We start from the raw sequence: 19,591 nt of genomic DNA on the forward strand, positions 1-19,591 counted from the left end.
GGCCGCGTGGATTCCGATGACCTTCCGCTGGCCCGGTTCGCTTGCGGTATTCGGGACTTTCGGCCCCTGTGGATCCGGCAGGATCGGTGTGGAGTGATCCCGGATCGCGTGATCCCACGGGTCGTGGACTGGGGGACTGAGGCACATGGCGGGCGCGGCCGAGGGTGCGGGACGGGCGCTACTTGCGGCGGGCGGGCTGTTGCGGCGGGCCGAGGTCTCCGCCGACGGTCGGACGCTGCACCAGATCGGCGGGCGGGAGGCGGACGCCTTCTACCGGGACCGCTGGTCCTACGACAAGGTGGTGCGCTCCACGCACGGCGTGAACTGCACCGGGTCGTGCTCGTGGAAGGTGTACGTCAAGGACGGCATCATCACCTGGGAGCAGCAGCAGACCGACTATCCCAGCGTCGGCGCGGACCGCCCGGAGTACGAGCCGCGGGGCTGCCCCCGCGGCGCGGCGTTCTCCTGGTACACCTACTCGCCGACGCGCGTGCGCTACCCGTACGCGCGGGGTGTCCTCGTCGAGATGTTCCGCGAGGCCAAGGCCCGCCTGGGTGGCGACCCCGTCGCCGCCTGGGCCGACATCCAGGCCGACCCGGAGCGCCGGCGCCGGTACCAGCGGGCCCGCGGCAAGGGCGGCCTGGTGCGGGTGAGCTGGGACGAGGCGCAGGAGCTGGTCGCCGCCGCGCATGTGCACACGATCGCGCGGCACGGCCCGGACCGGGTGGCGGGGTTCTCGCCGATCCCGGCGATGTCGATGGTGTCGCACGCGGTCGGCGCACGGTTCCTGTCGCTGATCGGCGGCTCGATGCTGTCGTTCTACGACTGGTACGCGGACCTGCCGGTGGCCTCGCCGCAGATGTTCGGCGACCAGACCGACGTGCCCGAGTCGGGCGACTGGTGGGACGCCTCGTACCTGGTGATGTGGGGTTCGAACGTGCCCGTCACCCGTACGCCGGACGCGCACTGGATGGCCGAGGCGCGCTACCGCGGGCAGAAGGTCGTCGTGGTGTCGCCGGACTACGCCGACAACGTGAAGTTCGCCGACGAGTGGCTGCCCGCCCAGCCCGGCACCGACGGCGCCCTCGCGATGGCGATGGGCCACGTGATCCTCAAGGAGTTCTTCGTCGAGAAGCTCACGCCGCGGTTCGCCGACTACGTCTCGCGCTTCACCGACCTGCCGTACCTGATCACGCTGGAGCCGGTCGACGGCGGCGGGCACCGGCCCGGCAAGTTCGTCACCGCCGCCGACCTGGGCGAGACCGGCGCCGAGGCGGCGTTCCGGCCCGTCGTGTGGGACACCGTCACGGACGCGCCGGCGGTGCCGAACGGGTCGCTGGGCGACCGGTTCGGCGAGGCCGGCGTCGGCCGGTGGAACCTCGACCTCGGCGCGATCGTGCCCCGGCTGGGCTGCGCGGGCGGCGCGGCCGTCCAGGTGGCGCTGCCCCGCTTCGACAACGACACGCCGGAGCTGATGGCGCGCGGCGTGCCGACCGCGCGGGTGGCGGGCAAGCTGGTCACCACCGTCTACGACCTGATGCTCGCGCAGTACGGCGTGGCGCGCCCCGGCCTGCCGGGTGTCTGGCCGGCCGGCTACGACGACCCGGCGGTGCCGTACACCCCGGCGTGGCAGGAGCCGATCACCGGCGTGCCGGCGGCCGCGGTGGCCCGGATCGCCCGGGAGTTCGCCGACAACGCCGAGCGCTCGGGCGGCCGGTCGATGATCCTCATGGGCGCGGGCACCAACCACTGGTTCCACTCCGACACCACCTACCGGGCGATGCTGGCGCTGACCACGCTGACCGGCTGCCAGGGCGTCAACGGCGGCGGCTGGGCGCACTACGTCGGGCAGGAGAAGTGCCGGCCGGTGACCGGCTGGTCGCACCTGGCCTTCGCCCTCGACTGGGTACGCCCACCGCGCCAGATGATCGGCACCGCGTTCTGGTACCTGCACACCGACCAGTGGCGCTACGACCGGTACAACGCCGACGTCCTCGCCTCGCCGCACGCCAAGGGCGAGTTCGCCGGCCGGCACACCGCCGACCTGCTCGCCAAGTCGGCGCGGCTGGGCTGGATGCCGTCCATGCCCACCTTCGACCGCAACCCTCTGGACCTGGCCGACGAGGCCCGGGCCGCCGCCCCGGACGACCCGGCCGGCTACGTGGCGCGGGAGCTGGCCGACGGCCGGCTCGGGTTCGCCTGCGCCGACCCGGACGCGGAGCGGAACTGGCCGCGGGTGCTGACGGTGTGGCGGGCGAACCTGCTCGGCTCGTCGGCCAAGGGCAACGAGTACTTCCTGCGCCACCTGCTGGGCACCGACGCGTCCCTGCGGGCGCAGGAGACCGAGCCGGACAAGCGGCCGCGGGACGTCGTCTGGCACGACGAGGCGCCCGAGGGCAAGCTCGACCTGCTGCTGTCGCTGGACTTCCGGATGACCTCGACCACGCTCTTCTCCGATGTGGTGCTGCCCGCCGCGACCTGGTACGAGAAGCACGACCTGAACACCACCGACATGCACCCGTTCATCCACGCGTTCACCCCGGCGATCAGCCCGCCGTGGCAGACCCGCACCGACTTCGACGCCTTCCACGGCATCGCCAAGGCCTTCTCCGAGCTCGCCGGGCCGCGCCTGGGCGTGCGCCACGACCTGGTCGCGGCGCCGCTGCTGCACGACACCCCCGACGCCATGGCGACGCCGGGCGGGATCGTGCGGGACTGGAAGACCGGCGAGGCTCCCGCGGTGCCGGGAAAGACGATGCCGAAGTTCGTCGTGGTGGAGCGCGACTACGGCGCGGTCGCGGCGAAGCTGGGCGCGCTCGGGCCGCTGCTCGACCGGCTCGGCACCACCACCAAGGCGGTCACCGTCGACGTCAAGCCGGAGATCGAGTTCCTCGGGAAGGTCAACGGGACCGTGCGCGGCGGCGTCGCCGACGGCCGGCCCCGCCTGGACACCGACATCCGGGCCTGCGAGGCGATCCTCGCGCTGGCCGGCACCACCAACGGCCGGGTCGCCACCGAGGGGTTCGGGTTCCTCGAGCGGCGTACCGGAAGGAAGCTGGCCGACCTGTCCGCCGAGCACGCGGGCAAGCAGATCCGCTTCGCCGACTGCCAGTCGCGGCCGGTTCCGGTGATCACCAGCCCGGAGTGGTCCGGCAGCGAACACGGCGGGCGCCGGTACTCGCCGTTCACCATCAACGTCGAGCGGCTCAAGCCGTGGCACACCCTGACCGGCCGCCAGCACTTCTACCTCGACCACGACTGGATGCAGGAGCTCGGCGAGGAGCTGCCGGTGTTCCGGCCGCCGCTGGACATGCACAAGCTCTTCGGCGAGCCGCGGCTGGGCGCCAACGGAGAGCTGGAGCTGACCGTCCGCTACCTGACCCCGCACTCGAAGTGGTCCATCCACTCCGAGTATCAGGACAACCTCATCATGCTCACCCTGTCGCGGGGCGGGCCGACGATGTGGATGAGCGAGGCCGACGCCGCGAAGATCGGCGTCAGCGACAACGAGTGGATCGAGGCCGTCAACCGCAACGGCGTCGTGGTCTGCCGCGCCGTGGTGACGCACAAGATGCCCGAGGGCACCGTCTACCTGTACCACGCGCAGGAACGGGTCATCGACGTGCCGAAGGCCGAGATCAACGGCCGCCGCGGCGGCATTCACAACTCGCTGACCCGGCTGCTGATCAAACCGAGCCACCTCATCGGCGGGTACGCGCAGCTGTCGTTCGCGTTCAACTACCTCGGCCCGACCGGCAACCAGCGCGACGAGGTCACCGTCATCCGCCGCCGATCGCAGGAGGTCGAGTACTGATGCGCGTCATGGCTCAGATGTCGATGGTGATGAACCTCGACAAGTGCATCGGCTGCCACACCTGCTCGGTCACCTGCAAGCAGGCGTGGACCAACCGCTCCGGCGTCGAGTACGTGTGGTTCAACAACGTCGAGTCCCGCCCCGGGCAGGGCTATCCGCGTACGTATGAGGACCAGGAGCGGTGGCAGGGCGGCTGGACCCGGACCCGGACCGGGCGGCTCAAGCCCCGCGCGGGCGGCCGGATCAAGAAGCTGTTCAGCATCTTCGCCAACCCGAAACTGCCGGCCATGCAGGACTACTACGAGCCCTGGACCTACGACTACGAGCACCTGCTCACCGCGCCCGCCGGGGGCACCGACACGCCCGTCGCCCGGCCGAAGTCGCTGCTCACCGGCGAGGACACCAAGGTCACCTGGTCGGCCAACTGGGACGACTCGCTGGCCGGCGGCAACGAGATCGCCGCCGGCGACCCGGTGCTGCGGAAGCTGTCCGATCAGGTACGCCAGGAGTACGAGAAGGCGTTCCTGTTCTTCCTGCCCCGGATCTGCGAGCACTGCCTCAACCCGTCCTGCGCCGCGTCGTGCCCGTCGGGGGCGATCTACAAGCGCGCCGAGGACGGCATCGTGCTGGTCGACCAGGACCGCTGCCGGGGCTGGCGGATGTGCGTCACCGGCTGCCCGTACAAGAAGATCTATTTCAACCATCGCACCGGCAAGGCCGAGAAGTGCACGTTCTGCTTCCCCCGCATCGAGATCGGGCAGCCGACCATCTGCTCCGAGACGTGCGTCGGCCGGCTGCGCTACCTCGGACTGATGCTGTACGACGCGGACCGGGTCGGCACCGCTGCGGCCGTGAAGGACGAGCAGGACCTGTACGAGGCGCAGCGTTCGGTGTTCCTCGACCCCAACGACCCGGAGGTCGTCGCCGCGGCCCGGGCGGCGGACATCCCGGACGACTGGATCGCCGCGGCGCAGCGGTCACCGATCTGGGATCTGATCATGAAGTACGAGGTGGCGCTGCCGCTGCACCCGGAGTACCGGACGATGCCGATGGTCTGGTACATCCCGCCGCTGTCCCCGGTCGTGGACATCCTGCGCGACACCGGCCACGACGGCGAGGACCTGAACAACCTGTTCGGCGCCGTCGACGCGCTGCGCATCCCCGTCGACTACCTCGCCGGGCTGTTCACCGCCGGCGACCCGGGCCCGGTGACCGGCGTGCTGCAGCGCCTCGCCGCGATGCGCGCCTACCAGCGGCGGATCAACCTCGGCGAGGAGCGCGACGAGTCGCTCGCCGGCGCCGTGGGGATGACCGGACCGCAGATGGACGACATGTACCGCCTGCTGGCCATCGCGAAATACGAGGAGCGTTACGTCATTCCGGCCGCGCACGCCGAGGACGCCCACCACCTGGAGGCACTGGGCACCGAGTGCAGCCTCGACTTCGAGGGCGGCCCGGGGATGGGTGGGTCGGGGCCGTTCGGTGAGGCTTCCGGCACCCCGGCGCCGATTTCGGTGGAGAACTTCCACATGCTGCGCGACCGGCAGACCGCCGACTCGACCGCCGCGCCGGAGGGCAAGCAGGGCCGGGTCAACCTGCTGAACTGGGACGGCAAGGGCAACCCCGAGGGGCTGTTTCCGCCGCGGAAGGACGAGGGCGAGTCGTGACCGCGACCAGCGAAGACATCCACCACGACGCGGCGCGCGACGCCGCCGAGCCGGCGTGGCGGGCCGTCGCCGCCCGCGCCGCGTCGCTGCTGCTGCGCTACCCGGACCGGGACACCCTCGCGGTACTGCCGACGCTGGAGGCCGCGCTCGACGGCCTGCCGGCCGCGGTGGCGCACCCGCTGCGCCTGGTCGCCGAGCATCGCGGGCACACCGATCCGGGCCGGCTCGTCACCGCGTACGTCGAGCTGTTCGACTTCCGCCGCCGGTGCTGCCTGCACCTGACCTACTACACCGCCGGCGACACCCGGCGGCGCGGCGAGGCCCTGGTGCTGTTCGCCGGCGCGTACAAGGCCGCCGGCCTGCGCGTGGTCGACGGGGAACTGCCGGACTACCTGCCGGCCGTGCTCGACCTCGCCGCCGCCGACGACGGGGGATGGCGGCTGCTGCGCGAGAACCGGGTCGGGCTCGACCTGCTGGCCAAGGCCCTCGACGCGGAGAACTCGGCGTACCGGCACGTCATCGCGGCCGTCCGGGCGATGCTGCCGCCCGCCCAGCCGGGCGACATCGCCGCCGCGATCCGCCTGGCCCGGACCGGGCCGCCCGTCGAACAGGTCGGCCTGGAGCCGTTCGGGCCCGTCGACACCATCGGAGGCCGCAGATGAACACGCTGCTCTGGGTCGTCTACCCGTACCTGGCCGTCGCCGTGCTCGTCGGCGGGCTGATCTGGCGCTACCGCTACGACAAGTTCGGCTGGACCACCCGCTCCTCGCAGCTGTACGAGTCGGCGGTGCTGCGCTGGGGCAGCCCGATGTTCCACTTCGGCGTCCTCATGGTCCTGGTCGGCCACATCGGCGGCCTGCTCATCCCGAAGTCGTGGACCGAGGCCGTCGGCGTCACCGAGCACGCCTACCACCTGATGGCCGTGTTCGTCGGCACCGTCGCCGGCTTCTGCACCCTGATCGGCATGGCCATCCTCATCGCCCGCCGCCGGCTGACCGGGCCGGTGTTCGCCGCGACGACCAGGAACGACAAGGCCATGTACGTGGTGCTCGCCGCGGTGATCGTCCTGGGCCTCTGGGCGACGCTGCGGGCGAACGTCGCCGGGGACGGCTACGACTACCGCGAGACCATCTCGCCGTGGTTCCGCTCGCTGTTCTACCTCAGCCCGGACCCGGAGATCATGGCCGGCGTCCCGTTCGGCTTCCAGATCCACATCATCGCCGCGTTCGCGCTGTTCGCGTTCTGGCCCTTCACCCGGCTCGTGCACGCCTTCAGCGCGCCCGTCGGCTACCTCACCCGCCCGTACGTCGTCTACCGCAGCCGCGACGCCCGCGCCGGCCTGCGCCCCGCCCGCCCCGGATGGGGGGGCCCGCCGCGATGACGACAACCACCACGGCGGGGCGCGGCGCCACGCTGAACCTGGCGCTGGCCACCGTCGGATTCACCGTCAACTTCTGGGCCTGGGCGCTGCTCGGCCCGCTCGGCCCCGGCGTCAAGGAACGCCTCGGCCTCAGCTTCGCCGCGCAGTCGCTGCTGGTCGCGGTGCCCGTCGTGGTGGGCTCGCTGGGCCGCATCCCGGTCGGCGCGCTCACCGACCGGTACGGCGCCCGGATCATGTTCCCGATCGTCAGCCTCCTCACCATCGTGCCGGTGCTCACCCTGACCGTCGTGTCGTCGTACCCGGCGCTGATCGTCACCGGGTTCTTCCTCGGGCTCGGCGGCACCACCTTCGCCGTCGGCGTTCCGCTGGTGTCCGGCTGGTACCCGCCGGCGCGCAGGGGCTTCGCCATCGGCGTCTTCGGCATCGGCATGGGCGGCACCGCCATCGCCAACTTCACCACCGTCAAACTCGCCGAGACCTACGGCAAGAACACCCCGTTCCTGCTGGTCGCCGCGATCCTCGCCGGGTACGCCGTCCTGGCGTTCCTGTTCATCCGCGACGCGCCGAACCGGCAGCGACCCGCCGGCTCCGCGTGGGCGCGCACCGCCGAGGTCAGCCGGCTCGCCGTGACCTGGCAACTGTGCTTCCTCTACGCCGTGGGCTTCGGCGGCTTCGTCGCCTTCAGCGTCTACCTGCCCGCGTATCTGCGCACCGTCTACGACCTGAGTGCCAACGACGCCGCCATGCGCACGGCCGGCTTCGTGGTTCTCGCCGTCATCGCCCGGCCCACCGGCGGATGGCTCTCCGACCGGTTCCACCCGGTGCCGGTCCTCGTCTGGTGCTTCTCCGGCACCGCCCTGTTCGCCGTCGTCCAGGCGTTCCAGCCGGCGCTGATGCCCGGCGCCACCATCGCCTTCCTCGGCCTGGCGGCCTTGCTGGGCGCGGCCAGTGGTGCCGTATTCGCCCTCGTCGGCAAGGTGGCACCCGCCGACAAGGTCGGCACCGTCACCGGCGTGGTCGGCGCCGCGGGCGGCCTCGGCGGCTTCGTGCCGCCGCTGGTCATGGGCTGGGTGTACGGCGTCGAGGGCTCCTACGCCATCGGGCTCATGCTGCTGTCCGACGTGGCCCTCGCGGCTGCCGTCTACACCGCCGTCAAGATGAGCGGTCTCGCGCGCCGCCCCGACGCCGGCTGAGGGGCACGAGAGCGGCCCGGTCACCCCAGGGCATGCTCCAGCCAGACCCGGTAGGCCGGGGGCAGGATGAGTGCGGACAGGAACACGATGGCCACGACGAGCAGACCCAGCGCGACGCCGGCGGGTACGCCGATCCGGGCCGGCGCCGCGTTCGCCGGTTCACCGTCGGCGCCGGCGGGAGGCCGAGCCCGGTACCGGTGGAGCAGTGCGCCGAGCGCGCCGGCGGTGACCAGGGCGGGAACCGCGATGAGCAGGGCCTGCATCATGATCCAGTGGGCCCGGATGCCGAGCAGTCGCAGGGTCACGCCGTCGAGGCACTGCCCCGCCGGCGGCGAGGTTCCCGCGAAGTCGGCGTAGCAGGCGAACGGACCGGCGAGGTAGGTGTCCACGGCCGCGGCGAGGACCGTCGTCAGGCAGGCGGTCAGCGCGACCAGTACGGGCCGGTGCGGCCCGCGGCGGATCACCACCACGGTCATCGCGACGGCGACGGCGACGGAGGCCAGGACAAGGGTGGCGTTGTCGTAGACCGTGACGAAGGGGACTCCGCCGTCGCCGGCCGCTCGCACCCGGCCGGGCAGGACCTGCCTGGCCAGATAGGGGAGTGCCGCTACGGCGACGGCCAGGCCCGCCGCGCAGGTGAGTGCGGCGACGAATGCCGGCCCCAGGGCGATCGGCCGGGACCGTGGGCGGCCGAGACCGGCCAGCACGGGTATCAGCCACATCAGCATCAGGCCGGGCAACGTGAACGGGTTGTACACCAGCAGCGCCATGGGCCAGAAGTCGGCCCCGGCCACCGCCGCCACCCATGCGTACCATCCGATCTGCGCGCCGGCCGCGGGTGAGCCACCCGATTCGGCGGCGAAGCCGTCCTCGAGCAGGGCGGTGCGGAGCCACACGGCGAACCAGACCGCGCCCACGAGAACCGTGACCGCGACGATGGCCGGCATCGCCCAGCGTGGAGGATCGGGCCGTCGGAGCACGCCCCGGGCCGCCGACGTGACCCAGGCGGCAAGGAACACCGCGCCGACGGTCAGCACTGATGTCGAGATGAGCCATGACGACAGGCTCGTCGAGAGTCCGGAGTCCGACGCCTCCCGCAGGTTCAGGAAGGTTCCGGCCTGGTAGCCGCCGACCATGGCGACGGGGTACAGCAGCCACGTCCGCCACGTCGGCGTCGCCGCCGGATCCCGCGCCGTGGTCCGCCAGATCGCGGCGGCGAGCAGCCCGGCCGCCGGCCCGCCCACGACCAGCCCCACCGCCGACACGGACAGACTGGCATCGGCCAGGATGGTCGTGCCCACCAGGAAGACGACGTTGGCGCAGACCAGGCCGGCGGCGATGCCGATGCCGGCCGGTTCCCAGAAGCCGGCCGTGTACAACCGGCCGGGGTCGCGGACCGCGTCCAGGCGGTGCCGCGGGTGGGGATGGGTGCCCCATCGGCGCCACGCCGGCGGTGCGGGTAGCCGGCTGAGCACCGAGGGCAGTGCGCTGCCGGCGCCGTCGACCGCCGCGGACGTCGCGTCCGCATGGGTCTCCCGCTCCCGCAGGATGGCGTTGCGGGTCAGGTAGACGAGCGCGGTCAGCGCGGCGAGGGAACCGAGCCGGTACGCGGCACCAGCAGGGTTGTGCGCAAACGGGAAATCCTCCCAGCGCCATTCCAGCGGTGCGGTGAGCAGGCCCGGATGCAGCATGAGGACGAGGTACGGAAGCAGCACGACGCCGGCGAACGCCCTCCAGGTGCCGACCGCGAAGTAGGTCTTGTCCACGTCGGAGTTACGCAGGTGAGCCAGCTCGTGCAGCACCACGGCGCGGAATTCCGCCGGCCTCGTCGCCCGCAGTATCACCAGCCCGGCGTCGATCTGGACGTACCGATGCCACGGCAGACCGAAGGCCTGGCCGCCGGCGGTCCCGGCGTACGGCGCGAGTCGCCAGTCCGGTGGGCGGGGCAGCCCCATCTGGCGACTGAGCCGGTCGAGGTCGCCGACCAGCGCGGCCTGACCATCGGCCGTGAGTCTTCTGAGCCGCCGTCGGCGAACGATCCACCATGGATGCGTGAGATAGGCGACGGTGGCCGCCCCGAACAGCACCACCAGGCCCGCGCCGACGAATGCCGCCCGATCGAGCGTGACCGGATTCATGCACGACTGCAGGCGCCGGCTGGCCTCTCGGATCTTGTCTGGGTCGGCCGTGGCCAGCGCCGCCGGTAGGTCGGCGTCGGCCTGGCATACCTGCAAGGCATCGCTGAGGTGCGCCGCCTTGGCCGGGAGGAGGAAATAGATGCTGATGAAGGCCAGCCCGCTGGTGGCCGCCACGGCGGCGATGAGCAGTAGGAAGCGCAACAGCGATGCGGTCGGCACGCTGCCCTGACCGCGGGCAGGCGCCGGTGGGGCATCCTCCGCGCGGTCAGGTGCGGGCGGCATCACGTTCCGTCGTGGGTCAGGCCCTGCCCGGCGACGGCGTCGGCGATGAGCTCGGCCTGGTCGGCCGGCACGCCGCCCTTCAGCGCGACCCGCTCGACGATCTGCCGTACGTGTGACCACTGTTCGGCGGTGAGCACCAGCTCCGGACCCGGCGTCACCTCCGCGGGCGCGCCCCGCTTGAACAGCCGCCGCAGCGCCGCGGCCGTGACTTTCGTGCCCCGCGCGGCCGCGCTCTCCACCAGGTAGCGGACGGTCTCGTTCATGGCCGCGAGCAGCACCGGGGTGAGCAGCACCGTCAGCTCCGGCAGGCCGAACGCCAGCGGGCCGAGGGCCTTGTCCCGGTCCCGGCGGCTGAACCCGCTCGGATCCGCGAAGTACGCGTCGCTGAGGAGCAGGAACAGGTCGCCCTGTTCGGCGGGGGAGAACTCGGCGACCAGCGGCTCCGCGAGCTCGCGCACCAGCGTCTCGTCCAGGTCAGCACTCAACGGGTACCTCCGGCGCAGGGATCCCAGGCGCCTCAGCATAGTCAGTGCTCGATGGCTCGGGATGCCGCTCGGCGGCGTCTCGTTTGGAGTGTCGGGGATGAACCGGAACGCCCTCCTCCGGTTGCGCTTTTCATCTGCGGGGAGTGAGGCGGTGTCCGTTTTGTCGGGCCATCGTCATCGGTGGACAGGAAGGTCGGCCTGAGAAGGGGACGAGCATGGCTATCGACACGTTCATGGTCTTCGTCGCGGTGTATCCCGACGTCGCGGCCGCGGAGGCGGACTACGAGCTGGTGAAGGACCTGCATACCGAGGCGAGGCTGATCGACGCCTACGACGCCGCCGTGGTGGAGCGGCGGGCCGACGGCAAGACGAAGATCGTCAAGAAGCACGAGACGCCGACCCGGGTCGGCGGGGTGCTGGGCGGCAGCGTCGGGCTCGCCACCGGCCTGGTCGTCGCGCTGTTCCCGTTCGCGGCGATCGGCGGCGGTCTGCTGGCGGCCACCGCGGCCGGCGGGGCCGTGCTCGGGTCCGTCGCGGGCCACGCGGCGGCGGGGATGAGCCGCAAGGACCTCAAGGAGCTCGGCGAGCACCTCGACGAGGGCCAGGCCGGGCTGGTGGTGGTCGCGGTCTCCGACATGGGCGCCAAGGTCGAGCGGGCCATGAAGCGCGCGGCGAAGCTGGAGGCCCGGGAGCTCAAGGCCGACACCGCCGCGATCGAGCAGGACGCCAAGAACGCCGGCGCCGAATAGGCGCAGCCGCATCGGGGGTACCCGGGCCTCCTCGGCGCCGGGTCCCGCCGATGCGGAAACCATCCCCGTCGGATGAGGAGCGCCCGTCCCGCCCGGGTGACTCTTGGCGGGCATGTCGGCGGGACCCACCAGGCCGACAGTGCGAGGGGGACCTCAGTGACGAACGGCACCGGCACCATCGAGCAGAATCCACCCGGCACGGCCGGCGGGCCGCAGACCTGGTACGCACAGGACCCCGCCGCGGTGCTGACCGCGCTGGGCAGCGACGCCGAGCAGGGCCTGAGCCGCGCCGAGGCGGCCACCCGCCTGTCGCGGTACGGCCCGAACCAGATCGCCCGCGAGAAGCCGCCGTCGGTGTGGGCCATCACGCTGCAGCTGGTGCGCGACCCGATGAACCTCATGCTGATCGGCGTCGTGGTGGTGAGCCTGCTCATCGGCGAGGTCTCGACGGCCGTCATCGTCGGCCTGCTCATCGCGCTGAACCTGGTCCTCGGCGTCCGCCAGGAGCTGACCGCCCGGGCCAGCGTCGACGCCCTGTCGCGGATGCAGGTGCCCGAGGCCCGGGTGCTGCGCGAGGGCGAGACGGTGGTCGTGCCGGCCGCCGACCTGGTGCCGGGCGACGTCGTGCACCTGGAGGCCGGTGACCTGGTGCCGGCCGACGGGCGCCTGCTGCGCGCGGCGACGCTGGAGACCCAGGAGGCCGCGCTGACGGGGGAGAGCGCGCCCATCGCCAAGAGCGCCGCCACCCTGCCGCCCGGCGAGGTGGCGCTCGGCGACCGCGCCAACATGGCGTTCCAGAACACCTCGGTCACCCGCGGCACGGCCGCGATCGTCATCACCGAGACCGGGATGCGCACCCAGATGGGCCAGATCGCGACCTTGCTGACCGGGGTGACCCGGACCCGGTCGCCGCTGCAGCGCGAACTCGACTCGCTGACCAAGGTGCTGGGCCTGGTGGCCTGGACGGCGGTCGCCTTCATCGTCGTGGTGGGCTGGATCCGCGGCATGGCGCTGCAGGACCTCCTGCTGCTGGGCACCGCCATGGCCATCTCGGCCATCCCGACCGGCATGCCGGCGTTCGTCTCCGGCCTGCTGTCCGCCGGCGCCAAGGACCTGGCGCAGGCCAAGGCCGTGGTCAAGAACCTCACCGACGTGGAGACGCTGGGCGCGACCAGCGTCATCAACACCGACAAGACCGGCACCCTCACGATGAACGAGATGATGGTGTCGGTCATCTACGCCGACGACACCTGGTACTCCGTCGAGGGCGAGGGCTACCGCAAGTCCGGACGGATCACCTCGGTCGCCGGCGCCCCGGTGCCGGACTTCACCAACCTGGCCATGGGCGTCGCCCTGGACAGCGACGCCATGGTGCGCGACGACGGCGCGGTGGTCGGCGACCCGACCGAGGCGGCCCTGGTGGTGCTCGCGGCCAAGCTCGGCGTCGACGCCGAGGAGACCCGGCGCGCCTATCCCCGGCTGGCCGAGGTGCCGTTCGACTCCGACTACAAGTTCATGGCCACCTTCCACCGGATCCCGCTGGACGGCACGGAGCGGGTGATCGAGCTGGTGAAGGGCGCACCGGACGTGGTGCTGGCCCGCTGCGGCTGGGCCGGCGGCCCGCTGCGCAAGGGCCGCGCGCCGATGGCGGACGCGCGCGCCGGCATCGAGGCGGCCAACCAGCGGATGGGCGGCCAGGGCCTGCGGGTGCTCGCGTTCGCGGCCCGGTTCATCGAGCCGGACGAGATCGCGGCGGTGGAGACGGACCCGATGTCGCTCACCCGGGATCTGGGCTTCGTCGGCATGGTCGGCATCGTCGACCCGCTGCGCGCCGAGGCCAAGCAGGCCGTCGGGGTCGCGCTGCGCGCCGGCATCGACGTCCGGATGATCACCGGGGACCACGCGGTCACGGCCAGGGCCATCGGCGAGACCCTGGGCCTCGGCCCGGGCGCGATCAGCGGTGCCGAGCTGCAGCAGCTCTCCGACGAGGAACTGGTCCGGCGGCTGCCGCAGCTGCACGTCTTCGGCCGGGTCACCCCGCAGGACAAGCTGCGGCTCGCCCGGGCCATGCAGGAGCAGGGCCAGATCGTCGCGATGACCGGCGACGCGGTCAACGACGCCGCGGCGCTCAAGCAGGCGGACATCGGCGTGGCGATGGGCAGCGGCAGCGAGGTCACCAAGCAGGCCGCCCGGATGATCCTCACCGACGACAACTTCGGCACGCTGGTGCACGCCGTCGAGATCGGCCGGCGGGTCTACGACAAGATCGTGGCGTACGTCCGGTTCCAGATGACGCAGCTGCTGGGGCTCGTCATGCTGTTCGTCGCGGCCACCGCGTTCAACATCAACGAGGGCGTGGCGCTGACCCCGTCGATGGTGCTCTACCTGCTGTTCACCGCTACCGCGGTCGGCGTGATCGTGATCGCCGTCGACCCGGGCGATCCCGAGGTCATGCGGCGGCCGCCGCGCGACCCGCGGATCACCATCACCAACCGCGGCGCCGTCCTGCTCTGGCTGCTCTACGCCGCCGCGCTGTTCGTGGCCGGCCTGGTGCCGCTGGTCGCCGGCCCGGACGAGCCGAGCGCGACCGGGCCGAGCGCCTCGGTGACCATGACGTTCGTGGTGCTGGGGCTCGGCACGGCGTGCAACGCGCTGACCAACCGCCGCGACCCGGCCTCCGGGCTGGGCCCGCCGATCCTCAAGGCCGCGGCGATCGCCCTGATCACCGTCGCCCTCGTCGTCCTGGCCACCCAGGTCGACTTCCTGCGGCAGAGCCTGCTCACCCAGCCGCTGACCGGCCCGCAGTGGCTGGCCTGCATCGGGCTCGCGCTGGTCCTGCCGGCGGTCATCGAGACGGTCAAATGGATCCGCCGCTCGCGGACGCCCAAGGCGGCGCTCGACGTACACCTGGCGGTCGAACCGCGGCGAGCGCGGGCGGACGACGTGCCGGCAGCCGGCTGATCAACGGAGGAACCGACATGGCCAAGCACCAGCCGACCGCCGAGCGCCGGGCGGAGGACACCGCCCTGATGGCGGAGATCGAGTTCGGCGCGAACGGCGGCAAGCCGCAGCCCCGGATGAAGGGCAAGGAGTATCTCCGCGAGCTGCGCCGCCTGCACGGCGAACTCGTCGCCATGCAGGAGTGGGTGAAGCGCACCGGCGCGAAGATCTGCATCATCTTCGAGGGGCGCGACACGGCCGGCAAGGGCGGCACCATCAAGGCGATCACGGAACGGGTGAGCCCCCGGACCTTCCGGGTCGTCGCCCTGCCCGCGCCGAGCGAGCGCGAGCGGTCGCAGATGTACCTGCAGCGCTACGTCCCGCACCTGCCCGGCGCCGGCGACGTGGTCATCTTCGACCGGAGCTGGTACAACCGGGCCGGCGTCGAGCGGGTGCTGGGATTCTGCACCGAGGAGCAGGCGAAGGGGTTCCTGCGGGTCACCCCGGACGTGGAGCGGGCCATCGTGGACTCCGGGGTCATCCTGCTCAAGTACTGGCTCGAGGTGGGCCCGGACGAGCAGACCCGCCGCCTGGAGAGCCGCATCAACGACCCGCGCAAGGTCTGGAAGCTGTCCGACCTGGACCTGCTGTCGTACAGCCGGTGGTACGACTACGCCCGCGCCCGCGACGAGATGTTCCGGGCCACGGACACGTCCTGGGCGCCCTGGTACGTGGCGCACAGCGACGACAAGAAGCGGGCCCGGCTCAACATCATCAGCCACCTGTTGAGCAGCATTCCGTACACCCCGCTGGAGCACCGGGACGTGACCCTGCCGAAACGGCAGAAGGCACACGGCTACGACTCCGACCATCTGATGGTCCGGCACATCCCGACGCCGTTCTGAGCCGATGACAGACACCAATTCGAGGCCCGACGCGGGCCGCGCCGCCGGCCTGGGCGTGCTGATCGCGGCGTGCGTGTCGGCGCTGGTCGTCAACGCGAACACCTCCGCGGTCACGATCCTGCTCCCGGCGATCAGCGCGGACACCGGCGCGCCGCTCGACCAGCTGCAGTGGGCGGTGACCGGCTACATGCTGGTCGGCGCCGCGGTGATCGTGACCTCGGGCGCCCTGGGCGACGTCCTGGGCCGCCGGCGGGTGTTCCTGGCCGGACTCGTGCTCTTCGTCGCCTCCTGTGTCCTGATCGCCCTCGCCGGCAGCGGCGGCGGGGTGATCGCCGGCCGCATGATCCAGGGTGCCGCGGGCTCGACGATCCTCGCCTGCGGCATGAGCCTGCTGTCGGCGGCCTCGTCCGGGGCGGCGCAGATGCGGGCGATCACGATGTGGGGCGCCGCGTCCGCGGCGGGCGCCGCCGCCGGCCCGCTGGTCGGCGGCCTGCTCGTCGGCGCGACCGGCTGGCAGGGCCTGTTCTGGATCGACGCGGCGATCGCCGCCGCGCTCATCCCGGTGACCCTGTCCCGGGTCACCGAGTCCCTCGACCCGCACCGGTCCCGCTCGATCGACATGGCTGGCACGGCGCTGATCGCGGTCGTCCTCGTCCCGCTGGTCCTCGCGCTCAGCGAGGGCGGAACGTGGGGCTGGGCCTCCCCGGCGACGCTGGGCTGCCTGCTCGTCTCCGTGCTCGCCGCGGTCGCGTTCGTCGCCGTCGAGCAACGGGTCGCGGCGCCGATCGTCGACCTGCGGCTGCTGCGCAACGTGGTGCTGGTCGGCGCGACGCTCGCGATCCTGCTCGTCGCCGGCGCGATCAACGCCCTCATGTACCTGATGAGCCTGTACTTCCAGGACCCCGCGGCGTTCGGGATGAGCGCGCTCGAGGCGGGCCTGGCCACGCTGCCCGCCGCGGCCGCCATGATCGCGATCACCCCGCTGATCACGCCGTTCGCCGTGAAGATCGGGCCGGGCCTCGCGATCGCGATCGGTTTCGCCCTGGCCGCCGGGGCCTTCGCCGCCCTGGGTTTCGTCACCGCCTCCTGGTCCTACGCCGCGTTCGTCCTGCCGCTGATCGTCGTCGCCATCGGGCTCGGGCTCGCGAACGGCCCCGCGTCCGCCGCGTCGACCGCGGTGGTCTCACAGGACGAGGTCGGTCAGGCGTCCGGCATCTCGAACATGGCCCGCTACATCGGCGGTTCGCTGGCCGTCGCCGCCGCGGCGACGGTCTCCACCGCCGTCACCGACGCACACCGCGCGGCCGGCGACCCGGCCGACGTCGCGCTCGCCGCCGGCCTCTCCCGCGCCTCGCTCCTGATGACCGTCATGTCCGCCGCCGGCATCGTGCTCGCGCTGATGGTGCGGCACCACCGCGCCGCGCAGGCGCGCGCGATCGACCGCGCCGCGGCCGCGGCGTCGACCACACACACCATCCCGACCGGACCGTAGCCACACCCACCTCGCGGCCAGGGAGCACCGATGGGAACGCTCGACAGCGACGATTCCCCGTACGTCTCCACCGGCCGGCTGCCGTCGCCGGAGCAGGTGCGGCACTCGCTCGACGAGGCGTACGAGCGCTACCGGAACGAGACGGCGGGGGAGTGCTCGCGGGTCTACCCGGCCCTGGCCCGCGTCCCGGCCCACCTGTACGGCATCTGCGCGGCCGGTACCCGGGGCGGACTGCACGCGGTCGGCGACGCCGACCACGGGTTCACCATCATGAGCGTCGCGAAGCCGTTCGTGTTCGCGCTGGTCTGCGGGACGCTCGGACCGCAGGAGGTCCGGCGGCGCCTGGGTGTCAACGCCACCGGGCTGCCCTTCAACTCGCTCGCCGCGGTGGAACACGGCCCGGGCGGCCGGACCAACCCGCTGGTGAACCCGGGCGCCATCAGCACCGCCAGCCTCGCGCCGGGCGACACCACCGAGGCCAAGTGGGGCTTCCTCCACGAGGGCCTGTCGCGCTTCGCCGGCCGGGAGCTGTCGCTCGACGAGGACGTGCACGCCTCGGCGTCGGCGACCAACCATCGCAACCGTGCGCTGGCCGACCTGTTGCAGACCTACGAGCTGCTCGGCTGCGACCCGATGGACGCGGTCGACCTGTACACCCGCCAGAGCTGCCTGCGGGTCAGCGTGCGCGATCTCGCGACGATGGGCGCCACCCTGGCCAACGGCGGGGTGAACCCGCGCACGAACGAGCGCGTGGTGGCGGCCTCCGTCTGCCATTACGCCCTGGCGGTGATGGCCACCGCCGGCCTGTACGAGACCTCCGGCGACTGGCTGTACGACGTCGGGGTCCCCGGCAAGAGCGGCATCGGCGGCGGCATCGTCGTCGTCTCGCCCGGCAAGGGCGCCCTGGCCACGTTCGCGCCGCCCCTGGACGCCTTCGGCAACAGCGTCCGCGGCCAGCTCGCCGCCCGGTTCCTGTCCTACCGCCTGGGGCTCACCCTGTTCGCGTCCGAGCCGGCGGGTTAGCCCCGGCGGAACTGCAGGATCCGGGCGATGCCCGGCTGGTCCGGGTCGTCGGTGATCTCCCGGCCGTCGAGCCAGCAGCCGATCAGGTGGGCGAGCTCGCCGGGGTGGCTGAAGTTCATCGCGTGCGCCGCGCCCTCGATCGCCGCGATGGTCAGGTGCGGCGGCGCCAGGCGGCCGACCTCCTGCACCCGCCGGGGCGGCGGCATGAGCGGGTCCCGGGTGCCGACGACGGCGAGGGTGGGCACCGGGGTGCGCAGCATGCGTTCCAGCGAGGGGAACCGGACCAGCTCGCCGAACAGGTGCAGGGCGTTCACCGGGCCGAAGTGCAGGTAGTCGGGGAGCACCACGGGGAGCATGCGCGGGTTCTCGCGCAGCGCGTCGCGCGCGAGCTGCAGCAGGGCCCGGGCGAGCGGCTGGTTGTGCACCCCGCCCGCGGGCGAGGCGAGCACGACGCCGGCGACGCGCTCGGGCGCGCTGTGCGCGACCTCCAGGCACACCGGCCCGCCCATCGAGTTGCCGACCAGCACCGCCTGCTCGGCGCCGAGCGCGTCGAGCAGGTCCAGCAGTGCCCACGCCAGCGAGGGGATGCCGAGGGTGTGGCCCCAGCCGGCGCTGCGGCCGTAGCCCGGCAGGTCGGGGACGAACGTCGTCGCGCGGTGTGCCAGGGCCCGGGCGGTCGGCAGCAGGTAGCCGCCGGAGACCGCGAAGCCGTGCACGTGCACGATCGGGGTCGAGCCGGGTATCTCCGGGCCCCGGCGCACGAAGACCGGACGCCCCTGGACCTCGACCCGCAGCTCCCGCCAACCCGCCTCGGTCATGCCGCCAGTGTCACAGAGGACGACGGGCGACCGTCCCATCCGCCGCGGATGAGCCGTCCAGTGATCATCCGTTCCGAATGATCCCCCGTCAGCCGACGGCGAGTGAGACGGCGAGGGCCGTCATGAGGGCGGCGATCGCCGCGTCGACGATCCGCCACGCCGCCGGCCGGGCGAGCAGGGGTGCCAGCCGGCGGGCGCCGAGGCCGAGCGCCGCGAACCAGAACAGGCTCGCGGTCGCGGCACCGGCGCCGAACGCCCACCGGTGGGGGTGGTGGTGCGCGACGGTGCCGAGCAGCACGACGGTGTCCAGGTAGACGTGCGGGTTGAGGAAGGTGAACGCCAGGCAGGCCAGGAGCGTGACGCGCAGCGTGGCCGGCGGGCGGTCGAGCGGGGTGAGCGCGGTCGGCCGCAGGGCGCGGCGCGCGGCCAGGGCCGCGTAGCCGAGCAGGAACGCCGCGCCGGCCCACCGCACGGCCGTCAGGACGGTGGGCGCGTCGGTCAGAGCGGCGCCCAGGCCGGCGATGCCGGCGGCCATCAGCATCGCGTCGGCGGCGGCACAGATCGCCACGACGGCCAGGACGTGTTCGCGGCGCAGCCCCTGGCGCAACACGAACGCGTTCTGCGCGCCGATGGCGACGATCAGCGCGAGGGAGAAGCCGAACCCGGCCAGCGCGGAACCCACGTCAGCCAAGCTAGGAGGTCTG

The 19,591-nt window shown here is 72.4% G+C and carries 14 protein-coding genes; 10 read left to right on the top strand and 4 right to left on the bottom strand.

Annotated features, from left to right (window positions below; genetic code table 11):
• Positions 1-145 precede the first annotated feature (145 nt).
• Genes ACIBSW_RS20850 through ACIBSW_RS20870 form a run of 5 tightly spaced genes read left to right on the top strand, consistent with a single transcriptional unit; the run spans position 146 to position 8,055 of the window.
• Entirely contained in the window at positions 146-3,814 is a 3,669-nt protein-coding gene (locus ACIBSW_RS20850; protein WP_354727035.1) for a nitrate reductase subunit alpha, read from the top strand.
• Complete coding sequence (narH, locus tag ACIBSW_RS20855) at positions 3,814-5,481, top strand: nitrate reductase subunit beta (protein ID WP_354727037.1); 1,668 nt, start codon at positions 3,814-3,816, stop codon at positions 5,479-5,481. Before ACIBSW_RS20850 ends, narH begins: the two co-directional genes overlap by 1 nt.
• On the top strand, positions 5,478-6,143 hold the full coding sequence (gene narJ, locus ACIBSW_RS20860) for a nitrate reductase molybdenum cofactor assembly chaperone (protein WP_354727039.1): 666 nt from the start codon (positions 5,478-5,480) through the stop codon (positions 6,141-6,143). Before narH ends, narJ begins: the two co-directional genes overlap by 4 nt.
• Complete coding sequence (narI, locus tag ACIBSW_RS20865) at positions 6,140-6,862, top strand: respiratory nitrate reductase subunit gamma (RefSeq protein ID WP_354727041.1); 723 nt, start codon at positions 6,140-6,142, stop codon at positions 6,860-6,862. The genes narJ and narI overlap by 4 nt, the downstream gene beginning before the upstream one ends.
• The gene (locus ACIBSW_RS20870; RefSeq protein ID WP_354727043.1) at positions 6,859-8,055 is read left to right on the top strand and encodes an MFS transporter; all 1,197 of its coding nucleotides are present in this window, start codon (positions 6,859-6,861) and stop codon (positions 8,053-8,055) included. The genes narI and ACIBSW_RS20870 overlap by 4 nt, the downstream gene beginning before the upstream one ends.
• Positions 8,056-8,075: 20 nt before the next feature.
• On the opposite strand, the gene ACIBSW_RS20875 is transcribed toward ACIBSW_RS20870, so the two are convergent.
• Together ACIBSW_RS20875 and ACIBSW_RS20880 are read right to left on the bottom strand one after the other, a co-directional pair.
• Complete coding sequence (locus ACIBSW_RS20875; RefSeq protein ID WP_354727045.1) at positions 8,076-10,412, bottom strand: M48 family metalloprotease; 2,337 nt, start codon at positions 10,410-10,412, stop codon at positions 8,076-8,078.
• A gap of 62 nt (positions 10,413-10,474) precedes the next feature.
• The gene (locus ACIBSW_RS20880; RefSeq protein WP_354727047.1) at positions 10,475-10,960 is read right to left on the bottom strand and encodes a hypothetical protein; all 486 of its coding nucleotides are present in this window, start codon (positions 10,958-10,960) and stop codon (positions 10,475-10,477) included.
• Between the two features lie 215 nt (positions 10,961-11,175).
• Between ACIBSW_RS20880 and ACIBSW_RS20885 the strand changes: the two genes are divergently transcribed.
• From ACIBSW_RS20885 to glsA, 5 genes are all read left to right on the top strand, one after another.
• Positions 11,176-11,709 carry a DUF1269 domain-containing protein gene (locus tag ACIBSW_RS20885; protein WP_354727049.1) on the top strand — a complete coding sequence of 178 codons (534 nt, stop codon included), beginning with the start codon at positions 11,176-11,178 and terminating at the stop codon, positions 11,707-11,709.
• A gap of 156 nt (positions 11,710-11,865) precedes the next feature.
• Positions 11,866-14,670: a cation-translocating P-type ATPase gene (locus ACIBSW_RS20890; RefSeq protein ID WP_354727051.1), complete on the top strand. Its 2,805-nt coding sequence runs from the start codon at positions 11,866-11,868 to the stop codon at positions 14,668-14,670.
• Positions 14,671-14,687: 17 nt separating this feature from the next.
• Positions 14,688-15,554: a polyphosphate kinase 2 gene (gene ppk2, locus ACIBSW_RS20895; protein WP_354727053.1), complete on the top strand. Its 867-nt coding sequence runs from the start codon at positions 14,688-14,690 to the stop codon at positions 15,552-15,554.
• A 4-nt stretch (positions 15,555-15,558) separates the two neighbouring features.
• The gene (locus ACIBSW_RS20900) at positions 15,559-17,046 is read left to right on the top strand and encodes an MFS transporter (protein WP_354727055.1); all 1,488 of its coding nucleotides are present in this window, start codon (positions 15,559-15,561) and stop codon (positions 17,044-17,046) included.
• A gap of 30 nt (positions 17,047-17,076) precedes the next feature.
• A complete protein-coding gene (gene glsA, locus ACIBSW_RS20905; protein ID WP_354727057.1) occupies positions 17,077-18,069 on the top strand; it encodes a glutaminase A in 993 nt (330 codons plus the stop codon).
• Here the strand turns inward: glsA and ACIBSW_RS20910 are convergent.
• Complete coding sequence (locus ACIBSW_RS20910; RefSeq protein WP_354727059.1) at positions 18,066-18,887, bottom strand: alpha/beta fold hydrolase; 822 nt, start codon at positions 18,885-18,887, stop codon at positions 18,066-18,068. The two genes, glsA and ACIBSW_RS20910, sit on opposite strands and share 4 nt — an antisense overlap.
• A gap of 88 nt (positions 18,888-18,975) precedes the next feature.
• On the bottom strand, positions 18,976-19,569 hold the full coding sequence (locus ACIBSW_RS20915; protein WP_354727061.1) for a LysE family transporter: 594 nt from the start codon (positions 19,567-19,569) through the stop codon (positions 18,976-18,978).
• Positions 19,570-19,591 lie beyond the last annotated feature (22 nt).

The organism is Actinoplanes sp. NPDC049668, assembly GCF_044465445.1.
Classification (GTDB): domain Bacteria; phylum Actinomycetota; class Actinomycetes; order Mycobacteriales; family Micromonosporaceae; genus Actinoplanes.